Annotated in this window: 2 protein-coding genes and 1 pseudogene; 1 reads left to right on the top strand and 2 read right to left on the bottom strand. The window is 72.7% G+C overall.

From position 1 onward, the window contains the following. Nucleotides 1-656: peroxidase-related enzyme (locus AC27IO_RS23660; RefSeq protein ID WP_498741103.1), on the top strand; the 656-nt coding region annotated here is incomplete at its 5' end. Nucleotides 657-687: 31 nt separating this feature from the next. On the opposite strand, the gene AC27IO_RS23655 is transcribed toward AC27IO_RS23660, so the two are convergent. Both AC27IO_RS23655 and AC27IO_RS23650 read right to left on the bottom strand, forming a co-directional pair. Beyond that, nucleotides 688-1,419, bottom strand: a complete 732-nt coding sequence (locus tag AC27IO_RS23655; protein WP_498741101.1) for a DsbA family protein — start codon at nt 1,417-1,419, stop codon at nt 688-690. Continuing rightward, a pseudogene (locus tag AC27IO_RS23650) lies at nt 1,407-1,860 on the bottom strand (MBL fold metallo-hydrolase); the annotation flags it as partial. The gene AC27IO_RS23655 and the pseudogene AC27IO_RS23650, both read right to left, overlap by 13 nt.

Genomic DNA, 1,860 nt, shown 5'->3' with positions numbered 1-1,860 from the left:
CGCCCGCCGCCGCTGCTGGCGAGCCGGCCCCGGCCGCCGCGCCGTTCGTGCACCCGGCCAATCTCCCGAAGCCCGGCGAGCCCGTGCGCGTGAACGGCTACACCAGCGAGACGCTGGAGTGGAAAGCCTGGCTGCCCGTGCTGGACCTGGCGCAGGCCTCGCCCGCGCAACTGGCGGTGCTCGAGGCCAGCCACCCCAAGGCCAAGACCAGCGACTACTACCGCGTGCTGGTGCACCAGCCGCGCATCCTGGAGGAGCGGTCGATCGTGTTCAACGCGATCATGTACGCGCCCGGCGGCCTGTCGCGCGCCGAGCGCGAACTCGCCAGTGCCGTGGTCTCGCGCGTGAACGGCTGCGTGTACTGCGCCTCGGTGCATGCGCAGCGGTTCGAGCAGCTGGCCAAGCGCAACGACGTGATCGTGCAGGTGTTCACCGAGCCACAGGGCGCGGGCACCACCGCGCGCGAGCAGGCCATCGTGCAGGCCAGCATCGACCTCACGCGCGCGCCCGGCGCGTTCGGTGCGGACCAGGTGCGGCCGCTGCGCGCGGCCGGCCTGTCGGACCTGGAAATCCTCGACGCCGTGCACGCCGTGGCCATCTTCGCCTGGGCCAACCGGCTGATGCTCAACCTGGGCGAACCGGTGTTCCCCGGCTGAAAACCGCAGGGCAGGGGATGCCCGCCCGCCATCAGATCGCGCAGCCGTCCGGGCCACAGGCCAGGGCACTGCCGGCCGGCGCGATGGCGGCCCGCCCGGCCTCCAGGTGCTGGCGCAGCACGGTCTTCCAGGCCTCGGGCTGGCCCAGCGAGGGGCCGATGTCCAGCGTCTGCAGCGGCGCGCCGGGCTGCTCCAGTGCCAGGGTGGGAAAGCCCTGGCCGCCCGCGCGGGCCAGCCACTGGCGGCTTTCCGCGAAGTGCGCCTGCGTGGGCGCGCCTTGCCACTGCGCGAAGGCGGCGCGGAACGCCGCGGCGTCCAGGCCCAGTTCGGCCGCCAGATCCTGCAGCACGGCGGCGTCCGCCACGCGGCGGCCTTGCACATAGTGCGCCTGCTGGATGCGGTGCGCCATGTCCAGCCCGCGCTGGCCCAGGGCCTGGGCGGCCAGGATGGCGGTGGTCGGTGGTTCCGAATCCATCACCGCCATCGGGTCGCGCAGCAGGCCTTCGAAGTACGCCTCGCCGAAGGGCTGGCCGGTGAGCTGGGCGATGCGCCGGTCGTGCGGCACCACGTGGTCGCGCCACCGGGGTGTGATGGCGATGCGGTTGGGGCCGGCCAGCATGCCGCCGCCGTGCAGCGCGATCGCCAGGCCCGGCACCTGCCGCGCGGCTTGCACCAGCGGCGCGGCGGCGTAGCACCAGCCGCACAGCGGGTCGAAGACGTAGTGCAGCACCGCAGACGGTGCGGCGGCGTTCACTGAGGCCATTTCATTTCGCCCTTGATGACCTTGGCGCCCAGCTCCAGCGAAGACGATTCGCCCAGTTGCGGGTAGCGCTTCTTCATGGCGGCGACCAGCGCGGCCGAGTCCTTGGCGCGGGCGGCTTCTTCCTCGAAGGCCTTCACGTAGCCGCGGGTGAATGCCACCGAGGCGGTGCTGCGCGGCTCCCGGCCGCTGGCGTCCGGCACGAAGTGGCCCGGCACCACGACCTCCGGCTGCAGCGCGTCGATCTGGTCGAGCGTGGCGAGCCAGTCACGGCGCGATTCGGGCGTCTGCGTGTCGGCCATCCAGACGTGGATGTTGGCGGCCACCGGCACGCCGCCCACCACGGCTTTCAGCGAAGGAATCCACACCACCGTGCGGCCGGGCGTCGGGCCGTTCAGGCCGACCACCTGGATGGCCTGGCCTTCCAGCGTGATGGTGTCGCCC

It is taken from the genome of Acidovorax sp. KNOB132, assembly GCF_057541515.1.
Note: the sequence above shows the minus strand (reverse complement) of the source record. Positions and strands in the feature narration are given on the sequence as shown.

Bases quoted from the DNA above. Each gene is read 5' to 3' on its own strand.
- AC27IO_RS23655 (WP_498741101.1), bottom strand. From the start codon at position 1,419: ATGGCCTCAGTGAACGCCGCCGCACCGTCTGCGGTGCTGCACTACGTC.